22 protein-coding genes are annotated in these 24,135 nt (G+C 64.6%); 14 read left to right on the forward strand and 8 right to left on the reverse strand.

Annotated elements, in window-relative coordinates; all coding sequences use genetic code 11:
- From nusA to infB, 3 genes are all read left to right on the forward strand, one after another.
- A complete protein-coding gene (nusA, locus tag ACXAJV_RS01255) occupies nt 1–1,713 on the forward strand; it encodes a transcription termination factor NusA (protein ID WP_475081008.1) in 1,713 nt (570 codons plus the stop codon).
- Entirely contained in the window at nt 1,643–2,341 is a 699-nt protein-coding gene (locus ACXAJV_RS01260) for an RNA-binding protein (RefSeq protein WP_475081010.1), read from the forward strand. Before nusA ends, ACXAJV_RS01260 begins: the two co-directional genes overlap by 71 nt.
- 142 nt (nt 2,342–2,483) lie before the next feature.
- Nucleotides 2,484–5,072 carry a translation initiation factor IF-2 gene (gene infB, locus ACXAJV_RS01265; protein ID WP_475081013.1) on the forward strand — a complete coding sequence of 863 codons (2,589 nt, stop codon included), beginning with the start codon at nt 2,484–2,486 and terminating at the stop codon, nt 5,070–5,072.
- A 94-nt stretch (nt 5,073–5,166) separates the two neighbouring features.
- Here infB and ACXAJV_RS01270 read toward each other — a convergent pair whose 3' ends face one another.
- Nucleotides 5,167–5,688, reverse strand: coding sequence for a nuclear transport factor 2 family protein (locus ACXAJV_RS01270; protein ID WP_475081015.1), 522 nt, complete (start codon nt 5,686–5,688; stop codon nt 5,167–5,169).
- 176 nt (nt 5,689–5,864) lie between these two features.
- Here ACXAJV_RS01270 and rbfA point away from each other — a divergent pair, with 176 nt between their 5' ends.
- From rbfA to ACXAJV_RS01295, 5 genes are all read left to right on the forward strand, one after another.
- Nucleotides 5,865–6,287, forward strand: coding sequence for a 30S ribosome-binding factor RbfA (gene rbfA / locus ACXAJV_RS01275; protein WP_475081018.1), 423 nt, complete (start codon nt 5,865–5,867; stop codon nt 6,285–6,287).
- A gap of 67 nt (nt 6,288–6,354) precedes the next feature.
- Complete coding sequence (truB, locus tag ACXAJV_RS01280) at nt 6,355–7,311, forward strand: tRNA pseudouridine(55) synthase TruB (RefSeq protein WP_475081020.1); 957 nt, start codon at nt 6,355–6,357, stop codon at nt 7,309–7,311.
- A 33-nt stretch (nt 7,312–7,344) separates the two neighbouring features.
- Nucleotides 7,345–7,614, forward strand: a complete 270-nt coding sequence (rpsO, locus tag ACXAJV_RS01285) for a 30S ribosomal protein S15 (protein WP_475081023.1) — start codon at nt 7,345–7,347, stop codon at nt 7,612–7,614.
- A gap of 29 nt (nt 7,615–7,643) precedes the next feature.
- Complete coding sequence (gene pnp / locus ACXAJV_RS01290) at nt 7,644–9,773, forward strand: polyribonucleotide nucleotidyltransferase (RefSeq protein WP_475081025.1); 2,130 nt, start codon at nt 7,644–7,646, stop codon at nt 9,771–9,773.
- A gap of 304 nt (nt 9,774–10,077) precedes the next feature.
- On the forward strand, nt 10,078–11,103 hold the full coding sequence (locus ACXAJV_RS01295) for a hypothetical protein (RefSeq protein WP_475081027.1): 1,026 nt from the start codon (nt 10,078–10,080) through the stop codon (nt 11,101–11,103).
- 46 nt (nt 11,104–11,149) lie between these two features.
- Here the strand turns inward: ACXAJV_RS01295 and ACXAJV_RS01300 are convergent, their stop codons facing one another.
- Complete coding sequence (locus tag ACXAJV_RS01300; RefSeq protein ID WP_475081030.1) at nt 11,150–11,998, reverse strand: LytTR family DNA-binding domain-containing protein; 849 nt, start codon at nt 11,996–11,998, stop codon at nt 11,150–11,152.
- Nucleotides 11,999–12,171: 173 nt separating this feature from the next.
- Between ACXAJV_RS01300 and ACXAJV_RS01305 the strand changes: the two genes are divergently transcribed.
- Complete coding sequence (locus ACXAJV_RS01305) at nt 12,172–13,359, forward strand: acyltransferase family protein (RefSeq protein WP_475081033.1); 1,188 nt, start codon at nt 12,172–12,174, stop codon at nt 13,357–13,359.
- 86 nt (nt 13,360–13,445) lie between these two features.
- Entirely contained in the window at nt 13,446–15,899 is a 2,454-nt protein-coding gene (locus tag ACXAJV_RS01310; protein ID WP_475081035.1) for a prolyl oligopeptidase family serine peptidase, read from the forward strand.
- A gap of 81 nt (nt 15,900–15,980) precedes the next feature.
- Here the strand turns inward: ACXAJV_RS01310 and ACXAJV_RS01315 are convergent, their stop codons facing one another.
- The 4 genes from ACXAJV_RS01315 to ACXAJV_RS01330 all read right to left on the reverse strand — a co-directional run bounded on the left by ACXAJV_RS01315 (nt 15,981) and on the right by ACXAJV_RS01330 (nt 19,242).
- Nucleotides 15,981–16,793 (reverse strand): enoyl-ACP reductase FabI, encoded by an 813-nt coding sequence (locus ACXAJV_RS01315; protein WP_475081038.1) that lies wholly within the window; start codon nt 16,791–16,793, stop codon nt 15,981–15,983.
- Nucleotides 16,794–16,825: 32 nt separating this feature from the next.
- Complete coding sequence (fabB, locus tag ACXAJV_RS01320) at nt 16,826–18,040, reverse strand: beta-ketoacyl-ACP synthase I (protein ID WP_475081040.1); 1,215 nt, start codon at nt 18,038–18,040, stop codon at nt 16,826–16,828.
- A gap of 1 nt (nt 18,041) precedes the next feature.
- Nucleotides 18,042–18,575, reverse strand: a complete 534-nt coding sequence (fabA, locus tag ACXAJV_RS01325) for a 3-hydroxyacyl-[acyl-carrier-protein] dehydratase FabA (protein ID WP_475083269.1) — start codon at nt 18,573–18,575, stop codon at nt 18,042–18,044.
- A gap of 88 nt (nt 18,576–18,663) precedes the next feature.
- Complete coding sequence (locus ACXAJV_RS01330) at nt 18,664–19,242, reverse strand: SH3 domain-containing protein (RefSeq protein ID WP_475081043.1); 579 nt, start codon at nt 19,240–19,242, stop codon at nt 18,664–18,666.
- A gap of 183 nt (nt 19,243–19,425) precedes the next feature.
- On the opposite strand from ACXAJV_RS01330, the gene ACXAJV_RS01335 reads away from it, so the two are divergent.
- The 3 genes from ACXAJV_RS01335 to ACXAJV_RS01345 all read left to right on the forward strand — a co-directional run bounded on the left by ACXAJV_RS01335 (nt 19,426) and on the right by ACXAJV_RS01345 (nt 20,862).
- The gene (locus ACXAJV_RS01335; RefSeq protein WP_475081046.1) at nt 19,426–20,349 is read left to right on the forward strand and encodes an MBL fold metallo-hydrolase; all 924 of its coding nucleotides are present in this window, start codon (nt 19,426–19,428) and stop codon (nt 20,347–20,349) included.
- 143 nt (nt 20,350–20,492) lie between these two features.
- The gene (locus ACXAJV_RS01340) at nt 20,493–20,639 is read left to right on the forward strand and encodes a hypothetical protein (protein WP_475081048.1); all 147 of its coding nucleotides are present in this window, start codon (nt 20,493–20,495) and stop codon (nt 20,637–20,639) included.
- Nucleotides 20,640–20,652: 13 nt separating this feature from the next.
- Nucleotides 20,653–20,862 (forward strand): hypothetical protein, encoded by a 210-nt coding sequence (locus ACXAJV_RS01345; RefSeq protein WP_475081051.1) that lies wholly within the window; start codon nt 20,653–20,655, stop codon nt 20,860–20,862.
- Here ACXAJV_RS01345 and ACXAJV_RS01350 read toward each other — a convergent pair.
- Nucleotides 20,859–21,641 carry a HesA/MoeB/ThiF family protein gene (locus ACXAJV_RS01350; RefSeq protein ID WP_475081053.1) on the reverse strand — a complete coding sequence of 261 codons (783 nt, stop codon included), beginning with the start codon at nt 21,639–21,641 and terminating at the stop codon, nt 20,859–20,861. The genes ACXAJV_RS01345 and ACXAJV_RS01350 overlap by 4 nt on opposite strands.
- Before the next feature lie 50 nt (nt 21,642–21,691).
- Here ACXAJV_RS01350 and ACXAJV_RS01355 point away from each other — a divergent pair, with 50 nt between their 5' ends.
- Complete coding sequence (locus ACXAJV_RS01355) at nt 21,692–23,008, forward strand: ATP-dependent DNA helicase (protein ID WP_475081056.1); 1,317 nt, start codon at nt 21,692–21,694, stop codon at nt 23,006–23,008.
- Between the two features lie 156 nt (nt 23,009–23,164).
- Here the strand turns inward: ACXAJV_RS01355 and cysK are convergent, their stop codons facing one another.
- Nucleotides 23,165–24,118: a cysteine synthase A gene (gene cysK / locus ACXAJV_RS01360; protein WP_475081058.1), complete on the reverse strand. Its 954-nt coding sequence runs from the start codon at nt 24,116–24,118 to the stop codon at nt 23,165–23,167.
- Nucleotides 24,119–24,135 lie beyond the last annotated feature (17 nt).

Raw genomic sequence — 24,135 nt, forward strand, 5'->3', positions numbered from 1 at the left:
ATGAGCATTGGTGTTAGCGCCAACCGGCTCGAGCTGCTGCAGATCGCCCGTGCGGTCGCTGCCGAGAAATCGATCGACGAGAGCATCGTCATCGAGGCCATCGAGGAAGCGATCCAGAAGGCCGCGCGCTCGCGCTACGGTGCCGAGAACGACATCCGCGCCAAGATCGACCCGAAGACGGGCGAGCTGTCGCTGACCCGTAACATGACGGTCGTCGAGGAAGTCGAGAACGAGAGCCAGGAGCTCACGCTCGCCGACGCGCAGAAAATCGACAAGACCGCCGAGATCGGCACCGTCTTCTCTGACGAGCTGCCGCCGATCGAGTTTGGCCGCGTCGCCTCGCAGACCGCCAAACAGGTCATCACGCAGAAAGTGCGTGAAGCCGAGCGCCAGCGTCAATTCGAGGAATACAAGGATCGTGTCGGCGAGATCGTGTCCGGCATCGTCAAGCGCGTCGAATACGGCAATGTGATCATCGATCTGGGCCGCGCCGAAGGCATTATCCGCCGCGCCGACGGCATTCCGCGCGAAAACCTGCAGAACAATGAGCGCGTGCGTGCCTACATCTATGATGTGCGCGAAGAGGTCCGCGGTCCGCAGATCTTCCTGTCGCGGGCGCATCCGGACTTCATGGCCGCCCTGTTCGCCCAGGAAGTGCCGGAAGTCTACGAAGGCATTATCGAGATCCCGTCGGTGGCCCGCGACCCGGGTTCGCGCGCCAAGATCGCCGTGATTTCCAATGACAGCTCGATCGACCCGGTCGGCGCCTGTGTCGGTATGCGCGGTTCGCGCGTGCAGGCCGTGGTGTCCGAACTCGCCGGCGAGAAGATCGACATCATCCCCTGGTCCGACGATCCGGCCACCTTCATCGTCAACGCGCTGCAGCCGGCGGAAGTCGCCAAGGTGGTGCTGGACGAGGAAGACCAGCGTATCGAGGTCGTGGTGCCGGACGAGCAGCTCTCGCTCGCCATCGGCCGCCGCGGCCAGAATGTCCGACTGGCCTCGCAGCTGACGGGCTGGTCGATCGACATCCTGACCGAGGAAGAAGAGTCCGAACGCCGCCAGAAGGAATTCGCCGAGCGGACGCAGCTCTTCATCACGGCCCTTGATGTTGACGAGGTCATTGCCCAACTTCTGGCTACGGAAGGTTTCTCGGACGTCGAGGAAATCGCCTATGTCGACCTCGGCGAGATCGCCGTGATCGAAGGCTTCGACGAAGACACCGCCGAGGAAATCCAGGCCCGCGCCCGCGATTATCTCGACCGTCTGGCAGCCGAACAGGATGCCAAGCGCAAGGAGCTGGGTGTCGAGGATGGTGTGCTCGAGATCGAGGGCGTCGAACTGCCGATGGCCGTGAAGCTCGGCGAGAACGACGTCAAGACGATCGACGATCTGGCCGGCCTGGTTACCGATGACCTGCGGGGCTGGTTCGAGAACCGCAATGGCGAGCGCGTGCGCGAGCCGGGCATTCTGGAAGACTTCAACCTGTCTGCCGAAGATGCCGAGATGATGATCATGCGCGCCCGCGTCGCCGCCGGCTGGATCTCCGAAGAAGACCTGCCGCAGCCGGCGGTCGAAGAGGTCGAGGCTGACGACGAGGACGACGGCGTGTTCGACGTCGAGAACATGGACCTGGAGGCTCTTGAAGCCGAGGCCGAGGCCCTGGGCCTCGATCTCGACGAGGCGGCCGAAGAGGAGAAGGAGACTGACTAGGTCTCCTGCCAGCGGCCAGGCGCGTGAACGGCGCTGTGTTGCCAGTGGCGAGGTGAGGGATGAGGCGGATCTGGTCCGCATCGCCCTTGCGCCCGATGGCAGCGTGGTGCCCGACCTGGCCGCGAAACTCCCGGGCCGCGGCGCCTGGGTTTCCGCCGACCGTGCGTCGGTGGAGCGGGCGGTGGCCCGCAAGGCATTCAACCGGGCCTTTGGCGGTCCGGTCACGGTTCCGGAGGGTTTCGCCGGGACCCTTGAACGGCTTCTGGCCGAGCGTGCGCTGAACCTGATCGGTCTGGCGCGCCGGGCCGGGGAACTTGCAGCGGGGCAGGACGCGGTGCGTCTCGCCCTCAAGGCCGCCCGCCCGGCCTGGCGCATCGAGGCGTCGGACGGGGCGGCGGATGGCCGGTCGAAACTCGACCGGCTGGCACGCGCAGCCTGGGGCGATGTCCCGGTGGCGGGGTGTTTCGAGGCGGAGGTCATCGGTCTGGCGCTGGGGCGCGGTCCGGTGGTCCATGCCTCCTTGTCGGAAGGACCGCAGGCGCGGGCCTTTTCGGCGGTGATGCGGAAGCTCTCGGGCTTCCGGCCGCTCGACCCGCACGGGGCGGGTCTCGCGGCAGATGCGAAATGAACCGCCTTCGCGGTTGCGTCCGGGCCTAAGCTGGCTAGTTTAGCGAGCCTTCAGACCGGACGAGCAGGTTTGAACAGTGCGCCGCACCGGCATTCGGCTACCGGGGCGGAACGTGGAACGAAAGCCGATTTGGAAGGCTCGCATGAGCGACGCAGACGACAACAAGTCCGGCCGCCGGCCGCTCTCTTTGAACCGATCCGGCTCCGGCACCGTGCAGCAGAGTTTTGCGCGCGGACGCTCCAAGGCCGTGGTGGTCGAGAAGAAGCGCAAGCGTGTGGCGACACCGGGCAAGGACGGGGCTCAAGGGTCCGGCAAGGGCGCCGGCGGCGCGGCCAGGGGCGGCGAAAGCGCGCTTGCGGCCAAGGCGCGCCAGCTCGGCCTGTCCGAAGAGGAACTGGTTGCCCGTCAGCGCGCCATCGCCCGGGCCCGGGCCGAGGCGGCTGATCGCGATGCGCTGAAGAAGAAGGAAGCCGAGGAGCGCGCCCAGCGTGCGGCTGACGAACAGCGTCACCTCGAGGAACAGCGCGAGCGCGAGCAACGTGAAGCGCGCGAAGCCGAGGATGAGGTTCGCCGCAAGGCTGAAGAGGAAGCGCGCCGCAAGGCCGAGGAAGAGGCCGCCAATCTGGCGGCCCAGGACACGCCGCGCACCGATGACGAGCCGCGCCGCAAGGCAGCGCCGGCCAAGGACAAGGACGAACCGCGCCGCGACCGCCGGGGTGATGGCGAGGATGCCGCCTCGGCCCTCGAGGCCATGGGTGGCCGCGTCAAGCGCAAGGGCAGTGCCGGTCCCGGTCCGGCCAAGGCCCAGCCGGCCCGTGCCAAGACTGACAATCGCCGCCGCGGCAAGCTGACGATCCAGAATATCGTCGATGGCGACGAGGAGCGGCAGCGTTCGCTCGCCTCGGTGCGCCGGGCCCGCGAGCGTGAAAAGCAGCGCCGCCAGGATACCGGTGCCGGCCGTGACAAGATCGCCCGTGATGTGGTCGTCCCGGAAGCCATTACGGTGTCCGACCTGGCCAACCGTATGGCGGAACGCGCTGTCGACGTCGTCAAATACCTGATGAAACAGGGCCAGATGGTCCGCGTGAACGATGTGCTCGATGCCGATACGGCCGAGCTGGTGGTCGAGGACTTCGGCCACATCGTGAAGCGCGTCTCCGAGTCCGATGTGGAAGAAGGCTTCATCGCCGAGGACGATCCGGAAGAAAGCCAGGTCACGCGTGCGCCGGTCATCGCCGTCATGGGTCACGTCGACCACGGCAAGACCTCGCTGCTCGATGCGCTGCGCGCCACCGATGTGGCTGCCGGCGAGGCGGGCGGGATCACCCAGCATATCGGTGCCTACCAGGTGCAGCTGAAGGGCGGCGAGAAGATCACCTTCCTCGACACGCCGGGCCACGCGGCCTTCTCGGCCATGCGTTCGCGCGGTGCCGAGGCGACCGATATCGTGATCCTGGTCGTGGCGGCTGATGACAGCGTCAAGCCCCAGACGATCGAGGCGATCCATCACGCCAAGGCGGCGGGTACGCCGATTATTGTGGCGGTCAACAAGTGCGACAAGCCGGATGCCAATCCGCAAAAGGTCCTCACCGACCTGCTGCAGCACGAGATCGTCGTGGAAGCCATGTCCGGTGACGTGCAGTCGGTGAATGTCTCGGCCAAGAAGCGCGAAGGTCTCGACGAGCTGACCGAGGCGATCAACCTGCAGGCCGAACTGCTCGACCTGAAGGCCAATCCCGACCGGGCCGCCGAAGGCATCGTCATCGAAAGCCAGGTCGACAAGGGCCGCGGCTCGGTGGCCACGGTGCTGGTGCGCCGCGGTACGCTGAAGCGCGGTGATGTCGTGGTCGCCGGTTCGCAGTGGGGCCGTGTGCGCGCGCTCGTCAATGAACGCGGCCAGCAGCTCGATTCCGCCGAACCGTCCGTGCCGGTCGAGATACTCGGTCTGGCCGGCGCGCCGGAACCGGGCGAGGTCTTCGCCGTCGTCGAGAATGAGGCCCGGGCCCGCGAGATCGCCGACTACCGCCAGCGCAAGGAGCGTCAGGCGGCCGGTGCGGTCAGTGGCGGCGGTGCGTCACTCGAGCAGATGATGGCGCGCCTGAAGCAGGACAAGACCCAGGAAATGCCGCTGCTGGTGAAGGCGGATGTGCAGGGCTCGGCCGAGGCGATCAAGCAGTCGCTCGAGAAGCTGGGCAATGACGAGGTCCGCGCCCGTGTTGTCCATGCTGCCCCCGGCGGTGTGAACGAGAGCGATGTGCTCCTGGCCAAGTCGTCCGGTGCTCCGGTCTTCGCCTTCAATGTCCGCGCCAACAAGCAGGCCCGCGAGCTGGCCGAGCGTGAAGGTGTCGAGATCCGCTATTATTCGGTGATCTACGACGTGCTGGACGACGTGAAAAACACGATGGAAGGCATGCTGGCGCCGGAGAAGCGCGAGAACTTCATCGGTTACGCCGAGATCCTGGAAGTGTTCAACATCACCAAGGTCGGCAAGGTCGCCGGTTGCCGCGTGACCGAAGGCGTGGTGAAGCGTGGCTGCGGCGTGCGCCTGCTGCGCGACGACACGGTGCTGCACGAGGGCCATCTGAAGACCCTCAAACGCTTCAAGGACGAGGTTCCCGAGGTCAAGAGCGGCATCGAGTGCGGCATGGCCTTCGAGAATTATGACGACCTGCAGAAGGGCGACCAGATCGAGTGTTTCGAAGTGGTCGAGATCGCCCGCAAGCTGGACTGATCGTCCGGCTCTCCATGACCTGACGAAACGGGGCGGCCTGCCGGGCCGCCCCGTCTTGTATCGGCCTCTCTGTCGGCCGGCCGGTTGAGCGGAACTATTCTGCGGGCACCAGACCCGTCTGCGGCGCTGCATAATTGGCGAAGTCATCCTGCCGGACGATCTCGCCGTCCCGCACCGTGATGACCGTCACCTGTTCGGCCCGCCAGCGGAAATGCTGGCCCGGTTCGCCCGTGGGGTAACGGGCGTTGACGTGGCCCATGAAGACAACGCGGTCATTGCTTTCAAACACGGTGTCCCATTCAAAGCCGAGCTCGACGGGGTTGTAGCGTTCGTCGAAGGCGCGCAGCGCCGTCATGATGGCCTCGCGGCCGTCATACCGGTGACCGTCCGGGCCGGCATCCTCACCCAGCGCGGTGGGGTCGGAAAACACCACATCCTCCGCGAGGTAGCGCTCCATCCCGTCCCAGTCGGCGGCGCTGTAGTGCGCCATATAGGCGCGTGCCAGGGCTTCCGGGGACAAGGTCGCACGGTTTTCGCCGCTATCGGCGTCCTCCGCCAGGGCCTGGGCCGTGCTGGCCAGAAGCAGGACGAGGCCTGCCGCCATGATGGTTTTCATTCTATCCCTCGTGTCTGATGATCCCCGATATGTTCTGCCCGAAGACTGTGATGGCGGCCACTCACGTCCGGGCGAGCTTTCTGACGGATTGGACAGGAAGCCCGCCGCATGTCTTGCATCGCGGCGGCAAGAGGCGTACACCCCCGCGCCCCGGACCCGAACCGATGGAGCGCGTCATGGCCAGGCATCAAAATCGCAACGAAACCAAAGGTCCCTCGCAGCGCCAGCTGCGCGCGGGCGAGCTTATCCGTCATGCGCTGGTCGACATCCTCGCCCGCGAGGAATTGCGCGACCCGGACCTGGACGGCGTGCTGATCTCGGTCACCGAGGTGCGGCCCAGCCCGGATCTGCGCCAGGCGAAAGTCTATGTCGCCCCGCTCGGCCAGGGCGATCAGGAGCGTCTGGCCGGAGCCCTCAACCGCGCTGCCAGTTATCTGCGTGGCAAGCTGGGGCGCGAGATCGACATGAAGTTCACGCCGCAGCTCAACTTCCATCCCGACAACAGTTTCGACACGGCCAGCCATGTCGACGAATTGCTGTCGCGGCCGCAGGTGAAGCAGGACCTCACACACGATCATCCCGGCGACGAAGAGGACTAGCCTCGCCGCCCTTTCAAACCGCTCTTGCGCATCCGGGTCCGACCCCCGGCGAAAGAAGGAGACTTAAATGGCCCGTCGCCGCAAGGGGCTGGACGTCCATGGCTGGATCGTCCTGGACAAGCCGCTCGACATGACCTCCACCCAGGCCGTCTCGGCCGTACGCCGCATCTTCAATGCGAAGAAGGCCGGCCATGCCGGCACGCTGGATCCGCTGGCCTCGGGCCTTTTGCCGATCGCGCTGGGCGAGGCGACCAAGACCGTACCTTTCGCCGTCGAGGGCGAGAAGATCTACCGTTTCACGGTGAAATGGGGCGAGCGCACGGATACGCTGGATACCGAGGGCGAGATTGTCGCCACGTCGGATGTGCGCCCGGATCGCGGGGCAATCGAGGCGGCGCTGGCCGGCTTCATCGGCGATATCGAACAGGTGCCGCCGGTCTATTCCGCGATCAAGGTGGATGGCGAGCGCGCCTACGACCTCGCCCGCGACGGCGAGGCCGTGGAGCTGGAGGCCCGCCAGGTGCACGTCTCAGCGCTGAGCCTGATGGACTGCCCGTCGTCCGATATGGCGGTGCTGGAGATGCGCTGCGGCAAGGGTGTCTATGTGCGCTCCCTGGCCCGCGATCTGGCCTTCGCGCTGGGCACGGAGGGGCATGTTGCGGCGCTTCGCCGGATCCGGGTCGGACGTTTCGATGAGGCTGAATCCACAAGACTGGACGTATTGGAAGAAATGGCCCATAAGGGCGCCGCTTCGGAAGCTCTGCTCCCGGTTCAGACCGCGCTGGACGACATCCCGGCCCTGGCCGTGACCGAGGAGGAAGCCTTCCACTTGAAGCAAGGACGCTCGATCGTCCTGCTCCCGCGTCAGGCGCAAGAGCTGAAAACGCAGCGACGCCCGCTCTCGATTGCGGGTCGGGACTGCAGCTTCTCGGCTTTGGCAACCTGCAAGGATCAGGCAGTTGCGATCGGCGACGCCAGAGCCGGAAAATTCCAGCCCTGGCGCGTTTTCAACCTCACCCCGTGACCGGGGCGACATAACGAGTTTTAGGAGAACACGATGTCGATTACGCAAGAGCGCAAGACCGCGCTCATCAAGGACAATGCTCGCGGCAACACGGATACGGGTTCGCCCGAAGTCCAGGTGGCTATCCTGACCGAACGGATCGCCAACCTCACCGAGCACTTCAAGAGCCACAAGAAGGACAACCACTCGCGTCGCGGCCTTCTCAAGATGGTTTCCCAGCGTCGCCGGCTTCTCGACTACCTGAAGAATAAAGACGAAGCGCGTTACACGGCGCTTATCGAGAAGCTGGGTCTGCGCCGCTGATCCGCGACCACATCCGTACGAAAGACGATATGTTCGATATTCAGAAAGAAACGATCGAGTGGGCGGGTCGTCCGCTCACCATCGAAACCGGGCGGGTCGCCCGGCAGGCAGACGGCGCGGTCATGGTGACCTATGGCGAGACCACGGTCCTTGCCACCGCCGTCGGTGTCAAAGCCGCGAAAGAGGGGCAGGACTTCTTCCCCCTCACCGTGAACTATCAAGAGAAATACTTCGCCGCCGGGAAAATTCCTGGCGGTTATTTCAAGCGCGAAGGGCGTCCGACCGAAAAGGAAACCCTCACCTCGCGCCTGATCGACCGTCCGATCCGTCCGCTGTTCGCACCGGGCTTCAAGAACGAAGTCCAGGTGATGATCACGGTCCTGTCGCATGACATGGAAAACGATCCGGACGTGGTCGGCATGGTTGGCGCCTCGGCGGCGCTGGTCCTGTCCGGCCTGCCCTTCATGGGCCCGATCGGCGCAGCGCGCGTCGGCTATATCGACGGCGAATACGTCATCAACCCGCATGTCGACGACGTTGCGGACAGTGAGCTCGACCTGGTGGTCGCGGGCACGACCGATGCCGTGATGATGGTGGAATCGGAAGCCAAGGAGCTGTCCGAGGAAATCATGCTGGGCGCCGTCATGGCCGGCCACAAGGCTTTCCAGCCGGTGATCGAAATGATCATCAAGCTGGCCGAAAAAGCTGCCAAGGAACCCTGGGACTACCAGCCGGCCGACTACTCGGCCGAGGAAGCCAAGGTTCGCAAACTGGTCGAAGCCGACCTCGCCAAGGCCTATACCATCACCGACAAGACCGAGCGTTATGCAGCGGTTGGCGCGGCGAAGGAAAAGGCTGTGGCCGAGCTGGCCCTGACCGAAGAGCGTCCCGACGGTATCCCGGGCACGGTTCTGAAGGATGTGCTGAAGTCGGTGGAAAGCTCCATCGTCCGCGGCGGCATCATCAAGACCGGCAAGCGGATCGACGGCCGTTCGCTCGACCAGGTTCGTCCGATCGTGTCGGAAGCGGGCATCCTGCCGCGCACGCACGGTTCGGCGCTGTTCACCCGCGGTGAGACCCAGGGTCTTGTCGTGGCCACGCTGGGTACCGGCGAGGACGAGCAGTTCATCGACGACCTGACCGGCACCTACAAGGAAAAATTCCTGCTGCACTACAACTTCCCGCCCTATTCGGTCGGTGAGACGTCCTTCCGTCTCGCTCCGGGTCGCCGGGAAATCGGCCACGGCAAGCTGGCCTGGCGTGCGGTGCGGGCTGTCCTGCCGAACCATGAAGACTTCCCGTACACGATCCGTCTCGTCTCCGAGATCACGGAATCGAACGGCTCGTCCTCCATGGCCACGGTGTGCGGTGCCTCGCTGGCCCTGATGGATGCCGGTGTGCCGATCACGCGTCCGGTTTCCGGTATCGCCATGGGTCTGATCAAGGATCCCGAAGGCGTTGCCGTCCTGTCCGACATCCTGGGTGACGAAGATCACCTGGGCGACATGGACTTCAAGGTCGCCGGCACGTCCGAAGGCATCACGTCGCTGCAGATGGACATCAAGATCGCCGGTATCACCGAAGACATCATGACGACGGCCCTGGAACAAGCCAAGGGCGGCCGCATGCATATCCTCGGCGAGATGGGCAAGGCGCTGGGCGAAGCCCGCACCGAGCTCGGCGAATTTGCACCGCGTATCGAGACCATCACCATTCCGACCGACAAGATCCGTGACGTGATCGGTTCGGGCGGCAAGGTGATCCGGGAAATCGTCGAGAAGACGGGTGCCAAGGTCGACGTCAATGATGACGGCGTGATCAAGGTCTCCTCTTCCGACGGTGCCTCGATCAAGGCTGCTCTCGACTGGATCCACGGTCTGACCGCGGAACCGGAAGAAGGCCAGATCTACAAGGGCAAGGTCGTCAAGGTGATGGACTTCGGTGCCTTCGTGAACTTCTTCGGCCCGAAGGACGGTCTCGTCCACGTGTCGCAGATGAAGAGCGAGCGCGTGAAGCACCCGTCCGACGTCGTGGCCGAAGGTCAGGAAGTCTACGTCAAGCTGCTCGGCTTTGACGATCGCGGCAAGGTCCGCCTGTCGATGAAAGTTGTCGACCAGGAGACCGGCGAAGAAGTTCAGGAAGAAGCCGAAGCCGAATAAGGCGACGGATCTTTTTTCCGGGTTGGAAACCCCCGCGGCCGGCGCTGCGGGGGTTTTTCTTTGCCAGGGTGCCGAAAGGGCAGCCGTGGGCCGCAATGTTCGGGAATGTTTTCATTGCTCCGAACCAGGGGTTGATCTCGCCGTGCCGCCGTCGAAGAATGTCGCCGGAGCCAGCCGAGGGGGAGCGCGTGGCTAGTAGAGGGACGGCCCGTGACGGGGAGCGGACAGAGGGGGCAATCCGGCCTGTTTGCCGGCCCATGTCTCGGGCGGAGTACGCCGGATGGCAATGCCGGGAGACGCCGGCATGACCTACGGTCTTTCACTGCGCGCCTGGGCCTCCATCCTGTGGCGGGCGCTTGTGGCAACGGGAATCCTCGTCGCGCTGCTCACCTGGCCGCCCGTGGCCGAGGATCTCCTCGGGCGGATTGAGCCGTTCTGGGTTGCGCTGGCCCTGTTTCCCCTGGGCCTGGCGATAGCCAGTGTCTGGATCGACATGTCCATGTCGGACCATCGCGCGGCCTGGCGTTTCCGGAGTGCGGAAAAGCCGGTCAGCCTGAAGCGGCGTTTTGAACGCAGTCTCGTTCTCATCGTCTATCCGCAGATACTGATCCTCGTCCTCGCCTTTTTCAGGCTCACTGGAGCCGAAGGCTTCCGTCCTGTCGATCTGGGCCCGCTCTTTATTCTCATAAGTGCGATCATGGCGTCGATCGGCTGGGTTTACACGAACTATACCGGAGCGCTGAAGGACCGCCAGTCCGCGGCGATCGAATATCTCGCCCGCATGGTTTCGGAGGACCGGCATCGCATCTATGCCCGGGCGCTCAAACTATTCATCGCCAAGGCGCATCCCGATGGTCTGGACAGGCTGGGCAGTCACACCTTCACCTTGGACGATATTGACCGCTTCACGGAAGCGGGCGAGACGGTCGTCGTCGACGACAGGACGCTGAGCTTCGGCGATGTCTGCCGTTATCTCATCGCCTATCTCGAGCACCTCGCGCTCAGTATCCGCGTGGGCATGTACGACTACGACATCATCCAGCGCCAGCGACGGCGGCGCTTAATCCTGTATTACAACACGCTGTTCAATCTGATCGTGTCGCAGTCCGCGGCGACCGGGACGCGGTTCTCGCGGCGCTATGCCTACCGGCGCGGAAACGACATGTGGGAGAACTTCATCTGGCTGATCGATCACATGGAGGATGGCAGCCGGATCAACTCTCAGGCACGGGCGGTCCGCCTGATCGACCCGCGCCGCCGTGCCGCGCCGACATCGGCGTCGGCCGCGCGTCTTCCGGCCGGTGCGCCGATGGAGCTGGACGACGTATAGCGCCGCAGCCGAGCGATCCCGCCCTGTTCCGCGCCGCGGCGCGGGCTCAGGCTGCGGCCAGCCTGTCGCGATAGCGGCGGCTGCCGGGGATCCGCGCGCCGCTCTCCAGCGTGATGGCGACATCGCCTTCGCCGGTCGGCGCGATCTCGGCGATCCGGGCGCGATTGACCAGCCAGGAGCGATGTACGCGCACCGCGTCGACCCCCGCTTCCGTCAGCTGTTTTTCCAGCTCCGACAGGGTAATCCGCGCCAGATGTTCGCCGGCGGGCGTGTGAACCTCGACATAGTTTCCGGCCGCCCGGGCACTGTCGAACCGGTCCGCTTCCAGCCGGATGATCCGGCCGCCGCATTTCAGGGTCAGCCGGTGGGTCCGGCGTGCTTCGGCCCGCGCGCCGATGGCCTCCATCCGGTGCGTCTCGATCGCCCGGAAGCCGGACAGGACCAGGAAATGCGAGGCATAGGTCAGCACATCCTTGCGCAGCTCGTAGACGAATTCGCGCACCGGGTGTTCGAAGAAGCGATACTCGAAGCCGAACAGCAGCGGGGTCAGGGCCTCGCGTGTCCAGGCCATGGCGAAGACGTGGATCGTCGCATAGGCCAGCACGCCGGCGATGTGGACCGGAATAGCGACCGTCCAGCGGGTCGAGGCCAGCGGGAAGCGCCGCTCCAGCAGGATCAGGCCGATGAAGAGCAGCAGGATGTAGACGATGCTGGTCGCCTCGATGAACCAGGAAAAGGCGGGGGCGATTTCCCGGCCGATGCGCTCGAAATCGGTCACCCGGGACGCCGAATTCACGGCCAGATGGCCCAGCGTCATGGAGCAGGTGAACAGGCCCGCATACAGCGCAACGCGCCGGTCGGTGCCGTCCTCGATCTGGCGTTCGGTCCGGGTCATGCCGTGTTCTTGCCCCTGTACGCGCCCGGCGCAAGAGGCAGGCGCGCCGCTCGTCCCGGAGAACCGCCGCCTGTCCCTGCCCTGCAGTCGCTTATCCCGCCGGTCCGGATATCATCCCGCACCACTGGGGCGATTGCGGCGGACATGCAGACTGGCGGCGAAAGGATATCGCCATGACGCCGCTCTCCCATCCCGTTTCCGGGACCGCTTCTACTCGCCGCCACGATCTCGACTGGCTGCGCATCATCGCCTTCGGACTGCTCATCTTCTACCATATCGGCATGTTCTTCGTGCCCTGGGACTGGCATGTGAAGAGCACCCAGGCCAATGACGGCCCCGTCTACGCCATGCTGTTGCTCAATCCCTGGCGGCTGGCCCTGCTCTTCTTCATTTCCGGCGTGGCGATCCGCTATCTCTCCGACAAGCTCGGCGCCGGCCGTTTCGCGCTTGATCGCACAGGGCGGCTCTTGCCGGTGATCGTGTTCGGCATGATCGTCGTCGTCATGCCCCAGACCTGGGCGCAGCTGCGCCAGGCGGGGGTGATCGAGGAGGGGCTTCTCGCCTTCTGGCCGCGATATATCCTCGGGTGGGAAATCGGTGGTATAGAAGTGCCGACGTGGAACCATCTCTGGTACGTCGTCTATCTTTTCGTCTACTGCCTCATACTGTCACCCTTTGTGCCGCTCATGAGGGCCTTATGCGACGGTTCTGTCAGCCCTATGCTGCAGGTATTGAACCGTCCCGTGACGGGCCTCATCCTGCTCGCCCTGATCCCCGTCCTGCCCTTCTGGGCCTACCGGATTTTCCTGGAACCGCATTTTCCGACGACTCATAATCTTTATTGGGACTGGGCCAATCACGCCCATCGCCTCACCATCCTGCTGATCGGCTATGCCGTCGCGAAGAATGAGGCTTTCTGGCGCGCTGCCGACCGCATCCTGATCCCGGCCCTGATCTACTGCGCTCTTTACGCCGCCGCGCTCTGGTGGGGGCTGGAACGACCGGAGGCCGACTGGGAGGGGCAGGCCTGGCTGAGCTGGATCTTCCGCCTGGGCCGTATCCTCTACGGCTGGCTGGCCATTCTGGCGCTGATCGGTCTGGCGCGCCGCTATCTCACTGGCGACGGTCCCGTGCGCCGTTATCTCACCGAGGCGATCTTCCCCTATTATATCCTGCATCAGACGATCACCGTGCTGACGGGCTACTGGATTGCGCCCATGGGTTTGCATGTCTGGGTCGAGTTCGCCATCCTCGCAGGCGTCACCATAGCAGGCTGTGTGGCGGGTTATGAGATCCTGCGGCGCATCCCGCCACTCCGGCCCGTAATGGGACTGAAATGGCGGTCCGCTCCGGTACGCTGAAGACCGGACATTACGGAATTTTCAGCGACCGGACGGGGTGTTCGCCCTATTCTCCCCGTCATCAATCAGGATGACGGGGAGACCTCATGAAACCGCTCGCACTTCACATTGCGCTGCGCCGTGCCGCGCCGGCCCTGGCGCTGGCCGTTTTTGGCTTGGCGCCGGCCGCAGCGCAGGAGGCCTATCGCCTGCCGCCTCAGGACATTGTCGATATCGTCGACGCAGCGCCCGCGCCCTACACTTCGCTCTCCCCGGCCCGCGACACGCTGTTGCTGATGCATCGCGAAGCCCTGCCGCCCGTCTCCGAACTGGCCCGCCCGATGGAACGCCTCGCCGGCATGCGTCTCGATGCCGCCACGAATGGCCGTCACGGTCCGCGCACGGTCACCGGGCTCAGCCTGATCGATCTGGAGACGCAGGAAGAGCGCACGATCGAACTGCCGGACGATGCCGGTATCAGCTCGATCTCCTGGTCGCCGGACGGCTCGAAGATCGCCTTCACGGTCACTCGCAATGACACGATCGGGATCTGGGTCGCCGATGTCGAACGCGCCCGGGCCCGCGCCGTCGTGGAACGCGGCGTCAATGCGGTGTTCTCGCCCTTCACCTGGATGCCCGATGGCGAGCGTCTGCTGGTCAGCCTGACCGATCCGGATCGCGGTACCCAGCCGCAGCGTCCGCGCGTGCCGGCCGGTCCGGTGATCCAGGAAGCCAGCGGCTATGAAGCGCCGGTACGGACCTATCAGGACCTGCTGAACGACGAACACGATGCCGAGCTCTTCGCCTGGCTGGCGACCAGTCAGCTGGCGATTGTCGGCGCCAATGGCCGCGGCCTGCGCAATGTCGGCGAGCCGGGCCTCTACTTCATGGCTGACCCGGCTCCGGGCGGCGACTACATCCTGATCGGCGAAATGCGCCAGCCCTTCTCCTACCAGGTGCCCTGGAGCCGTTTTCCCGACCGGACCTTCGTGATCGACCTCAACGGCAACGAGATCGCCCAGATCGCCGAACAGCCGCTGGCCGATAATATCCCGATCGGTGGTGTGGTGACCGGCCGCCGCTCCGTTGGCTGGCAAGAATCCCATGAAGCCCGCCTAACCTGGGCCGAAGCCCTGGATGGCGGCGACCCGCGGGTCGAGACTGATGAGCGCGACAGTGTCTGGACGCTGGACGCGCCGTTCGACGGTGAGCCCGTGGAGCTTCTGCGCACCGAGGACCGCTATTACGGCACACAATTCACCGAACTGGGCGAGACCGGTTTTGCCGTCGAATATGACCGCGATACGCGGGTTGTGCGCCGCTGGCTGGTCGACTTCTCCGATCCCTCGGTCGAGCCCCGCCTGGCCGAGGAACGCAACATCCAGGACAGTTATGCCGATCCGGGCGAGCCGATCATGACGCGCAACCGCTTCGGCGAGAGCGTTGTCGCGGTGACGGACGGCTACATGTATTTCACCGGTGACGGTGCCACGCCGGAAGGCGACCGGCCCTTCCTCAACCGGGTCAGCTTCGACACGTTCGAGACCGAGGAGATCTGGCGCAATTCCGGCGAGAATTACGAGGAAGTGATCGGCCTGACCGCTCCGGACGCCTCGGCCTTCCTGACCTCCTGGGAAGACCCGCAGACGCCGGCGAATGTGCGCTGGCACCGGGCGGATGAAGAGACCGTGCAGATCACGGACTTCCCCAATCCCCACCCGCAGCTCAACGCGATCTCGCGCGAGCTGATCACCTTCGACCGTGCCGACGGCGTACCGCTGTCTGCCACGCTCTACCTGCCGGCCGATTATGAGGAAGGCGACCAGCTGCCGGTCGTCGTCTGGGCCTATCCGCGCGAGTTCAACAATGCTGAAACCGCCGGCCAGGTGCGGGGCTCGCCCTATGAGTTCACCCGCGTTGCCGGCACCAGCCCGCGCTTTCTGGTGACCCAGGGCTATGCCCTGCTGGAGAACGCCACCATGCCGATCGTCGGTGACGATCCGGAAACGGTGAATGACAGCTTCATCGAACAGCTCGTCATGTCGGCCGAGGCCGCCCGTGACGTCACGGTGGAGATGGGCTTCGGCGATGGTGAACGCTTGGCGATTGCCGGTCACTCCTACGGCGCCTTCATGACCGCTAACCTGCTGGCCCATTCGGATATCTTCCGGGCCGGTATCGCACGGTCGGGCGCCTATAACCGCACCCTGACGCCCTTCGGCTTCCAGGCCGAGCGCCGCACTTTCTGGGAAGCCTCGAACATCTATTTCGAGCTCTCGCCCTTCATGCAGGCCGACCAGATCGACGAGCCGATGCTGATGATCCACGGTCAGATGGACAATAATTCCGGCACCTTCCCCATCCAGTCGGAACGCATGTTCGCCGCCGTGAAGGGCAATGCCGGCACGGCCCGCCTGGTCATGCTGCCCTATGAAAGCCATGGCTATCGCGGCCGCGAGAGCGTGCTCCACGTGCTCGCCGAAAGCTTCGACTGGCTGGACCGCTGGGTCATGCCGGAAGAAGACCCGATGGGCGGTGGCGAAGAGGCCGCTGCGGACTGACGCAGCGCACCAGGACCCGACATGAAAAACCCCGCCGGAGGCGCTCCGGCGGGGTTCTTTCTTGACTGATTGTCGCGAGACCTACTCGTCCGCGATGTCCGGCACGGCCACGGCGTGGAAGCCGGCGTCGACGTGCAGGGTTTCGCCTGTGCAGGAGAAGCCGAGATCGGACAGCAGGTAGAGCGCGGCCCCGGCCACGCCTTCCATCTTGGTGTCCTCTTTCATCATCGACCATTCGCGGCCCGTCTTCATCAGCGCCTTGCCGCCGGAGATACCGGCCATGGCCAGGGTGCGCATCGGGCCGGCCGACAGCGCGTTGACGCGGATGCCGCGCGGGCCGAGATCGCGGGCCATGTAGCGCGTGGAGGCTTCCAGCGCGGCCTTGGCGACGCCCATGACATTGTAGGACGGCACGACGCGTTCGGAGCCGAGATAGGTCAGCGTCACCATCGATCCGCCATTCGGCATGAGATGGCTGGCGCGCTTGCCGGCATCGACGAAGGAGAAGGCCGAGATTTCCATGGCCCTGCGCCAGCCTTCGCGCGTGGTGTTTTCAGTAAAGGAACCGACCAGCTCGTCCTTGCCGGCAAAGGCAATGGCGTGGACCAGGAAGTCGATCGTGCCCCACTTGTCTTCCAGCTGCTTGAAGCAGGCATCCATCGAGGCGTCGTCGGTGACGTCGGCCTTGATCATGAAGGGCTCGCCCAGGCTTTCCACCAGCGGACGCACACGCCGTTCCAGCGCATCATCCTGGTAGGAGAAGGCCAGTTCCGCGCCCTGGGCCGCCAGCTGCTGGGCAATGCCCCAGGCGATGGAGTTCTTGTTGGCCACACCCATGACAAGCCCGCGCTTGCCTTTCATCAGGTCTCCGGCCGGAAACACGGTCTCGCTCATCGCTCGATCCCCTTATGAGTTCCGATGCACTATCAGATTTTTTCGACGACGACGGTGCCGTTGGTGCCGCCAAAGCCGAAGGAGTTGGACATGGCGACCTTGATATCGGCGTCCCGGGTCTCGGTGACGATCGGCAGGTTCAGCGCCGCGATATCCGGGTCCATGTCGACCACATTGATGGACGGCGCGACAAAGCCGCCGCGCATCATCAGCAAGGTATAGACCAGCTCGTGCACGCCGGCAGCGCCCAGGGAGTGGCCGGTCATCGACTTGGTCGCCGAGATCATCGGGGCATTGTCGCCGAACGTCTTCTTCACCGCAGTCATTTCGGCGATATCGCCGACCGGCGTCGAGGTGGCGTGCGGATTGAGATAGTCGATCGGCTTGCCGACCTGTTCGATGGCCTGTTTCATGGCGCGTTCGGCGCCTTCGCCGGACGGAGCCACCATGTCATACCCGTCCGATGTGGCGGCATAGCCGGTCACTTCGGCGATGATATTGGCGCCGCGCGCCTTGGCCCGCTCGTATTCTTCCAGCACCACAACGCCGGCGCCGGAGCCACCGACGAAGCCGTCACGGTCCTTGTCGAAGGCGCGCGAGGCGAGTTCCGGGGTTTCGTTATACTTGGTCGACAGGGCGCCCATGGCGTCGAACAGGTTCGACAGGGCCCAGTGGATTTCCTCGCAACCACCGGCAAACATCACGTCCTGCTTGCCCCACTGGATCTGCTCGGTAGCAGCGCCGATGCAGTGCAGGGAGGTCGTGCAGGCCGAGGTGATTGAGTAGTTCACGCCGAGGATCTTGAACGGCGTGGCCAGCGTGGCCGAGGCCGTCGAGCTCATGGCCTTGGGCACCGCGAACGGGCCAATGCGGCGCGGACCCTTGTCGCGGGTGATGTCAGCGGCGTTCACGATCGTGCCGGCAGACGGGCCGCCCGAACCCATGATGATGCCGGTGCGCGGATGGGAGATATCGCTCTCTTCCAGGCCGGCTTCCGCGATGGCCTGTTCCATCGCCATATAGTTCCAGCCCGCACCTTCCGACATGAAGCGGTAGACGCGTTTGTCGACGTGTTCGGCCGGATCGACCGACGGCTTGCCGCCGACATGGCATTTGAAATTGTATTTGACGAAATCGTCCATGCGGCCGATGCCGCTCTTGCCATCCCTGAGGGATTGCGTGACTTCCGCGGCATTGTTGCCGATGGGAGAAATCACACCGAGTCCGGTGATAACGACACGACGCATGTCAGGTCTCCTGGGGTGAGGCCATTTCGCCGGGCTTGAACAGGCCCACGCGCAGATCTTTCGCTATATATATGGTCTTACCGTCGGCTTCGACACGTCCGTCGCCGATGGCCATGATCAGGCGGCGCTGGATGACGCGTTTCAGGTCGATGATATAGCGGACCTTCTTGGTCTCCGGCTTGATCTCGCCCTTGAACTTCACTTCGCCGACGCCGAGCGCCCGGCCCTTGCCCGGATTGCCCTTCCAGCACAGGAAGAAGCCGACCAGCTGCCACATGGCGTCGAGGCCGAGGCAGCCGGGCATCACCGGGTCGCCCTTGAAGTGGCAATCGAAGAACCAGAGATCGGGGTTGATATCCAGTTCCGCGACGATATGGCCCTTGCCGTATTCGCCGCCGTCTTCGTCAATATGGACGATGCGGTCCATCATCAGCATGGGCGGTGCAGGGAGCTGGGCGTTCTCGGGACCCCACATCCGGCCTTCGCTGGATTCAATCAGATCTTCGTAGCTGAAAGAGCTTTGGCGTTCAGTCATGTAGCCGATCGGTTGCGCCGCGTACGACCGGAAGAAGGTGGCCGCCGGGCTGGTCACTGGGACCCGGTCCGAAGGCCGGCCGGGTGGATCAGGGCAGAGCGGTATCACGCGGGCGGGTGGTGCTCAAGACGGCGCTGCCGTCACCCGTCTGCGTCTCGGTGTCTGCTCTTTCCTCCGGATACACGCCCCACAGCGTGTCCGTCCTTGCCCAGCCTCGATAACCCTGGGCCTCGACACGGCACCAGCCGGTGCGGCAGCGTTCGAGTGACAAAACCACGCCCGGCTCCGCAATGGCCTCGACGGCCGAGTCTGCGTTGTCGCGCGCATGCAAGGGCGTTTCGTCACGCGTCCAGACCGAACGGCGGCCGGACAGGATCGAGCGGTGCATCCAGGTGACCTCGCCATCGGGGTCTCGGACACGGCGCCAGTCCGGTGTTTCCGCGATCACTTCCATCGGCAGGCCCGCCCGTACATAGCGCCATGCAATGGGGTGGGAGCGTGACGGTCCGGAACGGCCGTTGGCAACATCCACTTTCAGGCTGACAAAGCGCGGTACCTGCTGGCCTGACGGCGTGTCGGCACGATCATTGTCGTCCTGAGCAAACGCGGTAGCGGATGCCAGTGTCGCGGCCGAGAGGGCAAGGGCAAGCATGGTCGAGCGGCGCATGAACGGACTCCTTCCACCAAGCCTGTGCCCGGCTTCGGTGAACAGGCCGTAAAAGCGGTGCGTCCCAACGCGCACCCAGCATGAACCGGCTGTGTAAAACCGGCAAAGGTGAAATCGCAGCGCGCCTTCCTATATCTTCAGACAGGCAGCCGGATCGGCTGCACCGATCCAGGGAGGGACAGGATGAGCTTTCGTCTTGCGATAACGAGTGTTGCGGCGCTTTTGGCTGCAGGAAGTGTCGTGCCCAGTGCGGCCGAAGCCACCGTGAGGGTGCGTCAAAGCGAGGATGTCCAGGTCGAGACGACCGACATGGGCGACGGCATCTTCATGATGTCGACCGGCATTGCCGGCAATCTCGCCGTGCTCGCGGGCGATGACGGTGTGGTGATGGTCGACGACCAGCTGCCGAACACAACGTCCGTGATCGAGGGGGCCGTTGTAGCGGTTACCGGCACGAATGCGCCGCGCTTTATCGTCAACACGCACTGGCATGGCGATCATACCGGCGGCAATGCGCACTTTGCCGAGCTGGGCTCGACCATCGCGGCGCATCACAATATCCGCCGCCGCCTGGCCGATGCCGATGATGAATGGGCACAAAGTCCGGCGACCCTGCCGATCATCACTTTCGGTGAGGATCTGACCTTCCACATGAACGGGCAAACGGTCGAGGTTACCCACGTGCCCACCGCTCATACCGATGGCGACGCGCTGGTCTATTTCCGGGAGGCGGACGTGCTGCACATGGGCGATGTCATGTTCTCCGGCCTCTTCCCCTTCATCGACCTGTCGGCCGGCGGCACGGTCGACGGCTATATCGCGGCCATGGAGCGCGGGATGGAGATCGCCGGTGACGAGACGCGCATTATTCCGGGCCATGGGCCGCTCTCGACCCGCGCCGACCTGCAGGCCTCGATCGAGATGTTGCGTGAAGCGGCGTTCCGGGTGCGCACCCTTGTCGAGGGCGGTGCCGATCTGGAAGCGGTGCGGGCGGCTGAACCTCTGGCCGATCTGCATGATGACTGGAACTGGGGTTTCATCTCCACCGACCGCATGGTGCAGACACTCTACAATGATGCCGTCGGCAACGCGTTTGCCTACGAGTAAGCTTGGATCGTGACCAAGATTTAAACCTGTGACCAGTTTCCGGTCAGCCTTGACGCTCTAGATCATATGTTATGGCAAAACCGGAAACACCCCCTTCCGGGTCGCATGGCCCAGCCCCGTTCGGATCCCGCCTGGGACGCCCCTTGGGATTTGCTGCGGGGCTGGGTATCGGCCTGCTGCTCTGGCTGATTATCGGCCTGGCGACCTCCAATCTCGTACTGGGGTTGGCCTTCGGCCTTGCGCCCGGCGTTGCCATCGGACTGGGACTGCAGCTGACGGCAAGGCGTTGAAGGGGAGAGTGTCATGGTGTTGAGCGCGTGGGAGGCCGGGCATCTTCGGCTCGCAGCTGTTGGCGTGATCCTGTTCGGCTTGCTGACCTGGGCAGCGATCGGCGCGCTCAGTGGCAATCTTGCCCTGTCCCAGCTCTTCACCCTCGTCCCGGCGACCGCTGGCGGGGCAGCCTTGATGGTCAAAGCCCGCCACAGCGAGCAGCGCCAGTCTGACAATCTCTAGCCGCCGCACACCGGACAGTCAGGGTCTCGCGGCAGCTTCACCGTCCGGCTTTCCATCGACAGCCCGTCAAACAGCCAGATACGCCCGTCCAGTGTGTCGCCGGCCATGCAGGTGTGCTTGATGGCTTCCAGCGCCATGATCGAACCCACAACGCCGACAAGAGCGCCGACGATGCCGACGCGGGCACACGTCTCGGCGTCCGGCGGGATTTCGGGCACCCAGCATCTGTAACAGGGTGCGTCCGGTGAGGCGTTGAACAGTGAAACCTGCCCGTCCCATCGGCCAACAGCGCCCGAGACCAGCGGAATGCCCAGCCTGCGGCTGGCCGCATTGACCGCGAAGCGGGTCTCGAAATTGTCGCAGCCATCCAGTATCAGGTCGGCGCCTGTCAGCAGACGTCCGGCATTGCTGTTGTTGAGGGCCTCGCGGATCGCGACAACCTCCGTGCCGGGATTGAGGGCATTCAGGACCTGCACACCGGTCTCTACCTTGGATCGTCCGACATCCGCTGTGCGGAACAGGATCTGCCGCTGCAGATTGTCCAGGCTCACCCCGTCCGGATCGATCAGCGTGATGCGGCCGATGCCGGCTGCGGCGAGGTAGAGCGCTGCCGGTGCGCCCAGTCCGCCTGCACCGATCATGGCAATATGGGTGCGCGCCAGAGCCTGCTGGCCCGGTCCGCCGATTTCGCGAAGCACGATGTGGCGCGCAAAGCGCTCGATATCGATCTCGTTTGTCATGCGGGAGAGGTGGCGGATTGCCGGGCGGTTATCAAGCATGCTGCCGCTTCACACTATGCTTTTCGCCCGAACCCGGCCAGTTTGCGGGCATGTCCACCGTCTCTCAGCTTGCCTCGGTCCAGCCGACCCTGTCCGACCAGCAATCGCGCCTGCTCGACTGGCTGACGGGCACGCGGCCGAATGTCTTCATCACGGGCCGGGCGGGCACGGGCAAGACCACGCTGATGCGTGAATTCCTGCGCCGGGCAGGCAATCGTGCCGCGGTGATCGCGCCGACCGGCGTGGCGGCGATGCAGGCCGGCGGACAGACCATCCACTCCTTTTTCCACTTCCCGCCGCGCATGATCGGTGCGCGCGATATCCGCAAGGTCCGTCACCGCCGCGTGGTGCAGGCGCTTGAGACCTTGGTGATCGACGAGATTTCCATGGTGCGGGCCGACATGATGTGGGCGATCGACAAGGCGCTGCGGGTCAATCGCGAACGCGATGAGCCGTTTGGCGGCGTGCAGATCGTGCTTGTCGGGGACCTCGCGCAATTGCCACCGGTGATCCAGGGGGCCGAGGCGGAGTATCTGGAGAGCACGTTCGGCGGGCCCTTCTTCTTCAACCCGGAACCCTTCCGCCAGGCCGGTTTCTCGCTGGTCGAGCTTGAGCAGGTCTTTCGCCAGACCGACGAGTATTTCATCAACATCCTCAATGCCGTGCGCGATGGAGACCTGACGTCCGACGAGGCGGCGGAGCTGAATGAGCGGGTGACGGGCCGCTCCGGTCTGGAAGCCTCGCTGACCCACATCGTGCTGACCTCGACCAATGAGGCCGCCTGGCGGATCAATTCCGCGCGGTTGGAAGGCCTGCGCACACCGGGACGGGCGTTTGAGGCCAAGGTGGAAGGCCAGTTCGACACGCGGCTGTTTCCGGCAGAGGAGCCGCTGACGCTGAAGATCGGCGCCCGCGTCATGCTCACCCGCAACGATCCGGCGGGCCGCTGGGTCAACGGCACGCTGGGGGAGGTCGAGGGTTTCGACGAAAAGGCGGTGCGGGTGCGTATCGGCGATACGACCCATGCCGTCGAACCCCAGAAATGGGAGCGCAACGCCTATGCCTTCGATCCGGAAGCCCAGGCGCTGACCAAGACGACGGCGGGGTCTTTCACTCAGTATCCACTACGCCTGGCCTGGGCGATGACGATCCACAAGGCCCAGGGGCTGACGCTGGACAAGGTCTATCTCGATCTCGCCCGCCGCCTCTTCGCCCACGGGCAGGCCTATGTCGCCCTGTCGCGGGCCCGCTCGCTGGAGGGGCTGGAACTGTCGCGCCCGCTGACCCCCGGCGACATCATCTCCGACCCGCGCATTTTCGACGTCCGCAGCTTTTGCGACCCGGCGCCGGCGAGCGTGGAGGCTTAGCCAGTCACCCGAACCCCTTCTCCCTGGGGAGAAGGTGCCCGAAGGGCGGATGAGGGGGAAATCCCGTTCAGGGATTGAAGGGCGAAAGACGGTGTCTTCCCCCTCTCCCTCGATCCCTCTCCCAAGGGAGAGGGAGGAAGGCTGCGCAGTCCGGCCCTACTCGTCCTCGAACAGCGCGGTCGACAGATAGCGTTCCGCACAGCTGGCGAGGATTACGACGATGGTCTTGCCGGCCATATCCGGGCGTTTGGCGATCTCCAGGGCGGCCTTGAGGGCGGCGCCGGAGGATATGCCGCCGGGCACGCCGTCGGTGCGGGCGGCTTCGCGGGCGGTGGAGAAGGCGGCGGCATTGGAAACCGCGACGATCTCGTCGATCAGATCGGTCTCAAGGATTGACGGCACGAAGCCCGCGCCGATGCCCTGTATCTTGTGCGGACCGGGATCGCCGCCGGAGAGGACGGGGCTGTCTTCCGGCTCGACCGCCACGACGTGGAAGCCGGGCTTCTTCTCTTTGAGCACCTGGGCGCAGCCGGTGATCGTGCCACCGGTGCCGACGCCGGCGACCAGCACATCGGCCTCGCCGCCGGTATCGTTCCAGATCTCCAGCGCCGTCGTCTTGCGGTGAATCTCCGGATTGGCCGGGTTGGCGAACTGGCTCGGCATCACCGCGCCGGGCGTGGCGTCGATGATTTCCTGGGCCTTGACGATGGCGCCCTTCATGCCTTTGGCCGCCTCGGTGAGAACCAGCTCGGCACCAAGATATTTCAGCAGCTTGCGGCGCTCGATCGACATCGATTCCGGCATGGTGAGGATCAGCTTGTGACCGCGCGCAGCGGCGACGAACGCGAGCCCGATCCCGGTATTGCCCGAGGTCGGTTCGACCATCACCGCGCCCTCGCCCAGCTTGCCGGCGGCTTCCAGCGCATCGATCATCGCCACGCCGATCCGGTCCTTGACGCTGGCCAGCGGGTTGAAGAATTCCAGCTTGGCGAGGATGCGGGCCTTCACGCCATGGGCCTTTGCCAGCCCGCTCATCTCGACGAGGGGTGTGCTGCCGACCGTGTCGGCGATAGAGGCGTAGACGCGTCCGCGTCCGGGTTGGTCGGTCATTTTCTGGATTCCCTGAT

Source organism: Maricaulis sp. ABE4_448, from assembly GCF_056160825.1.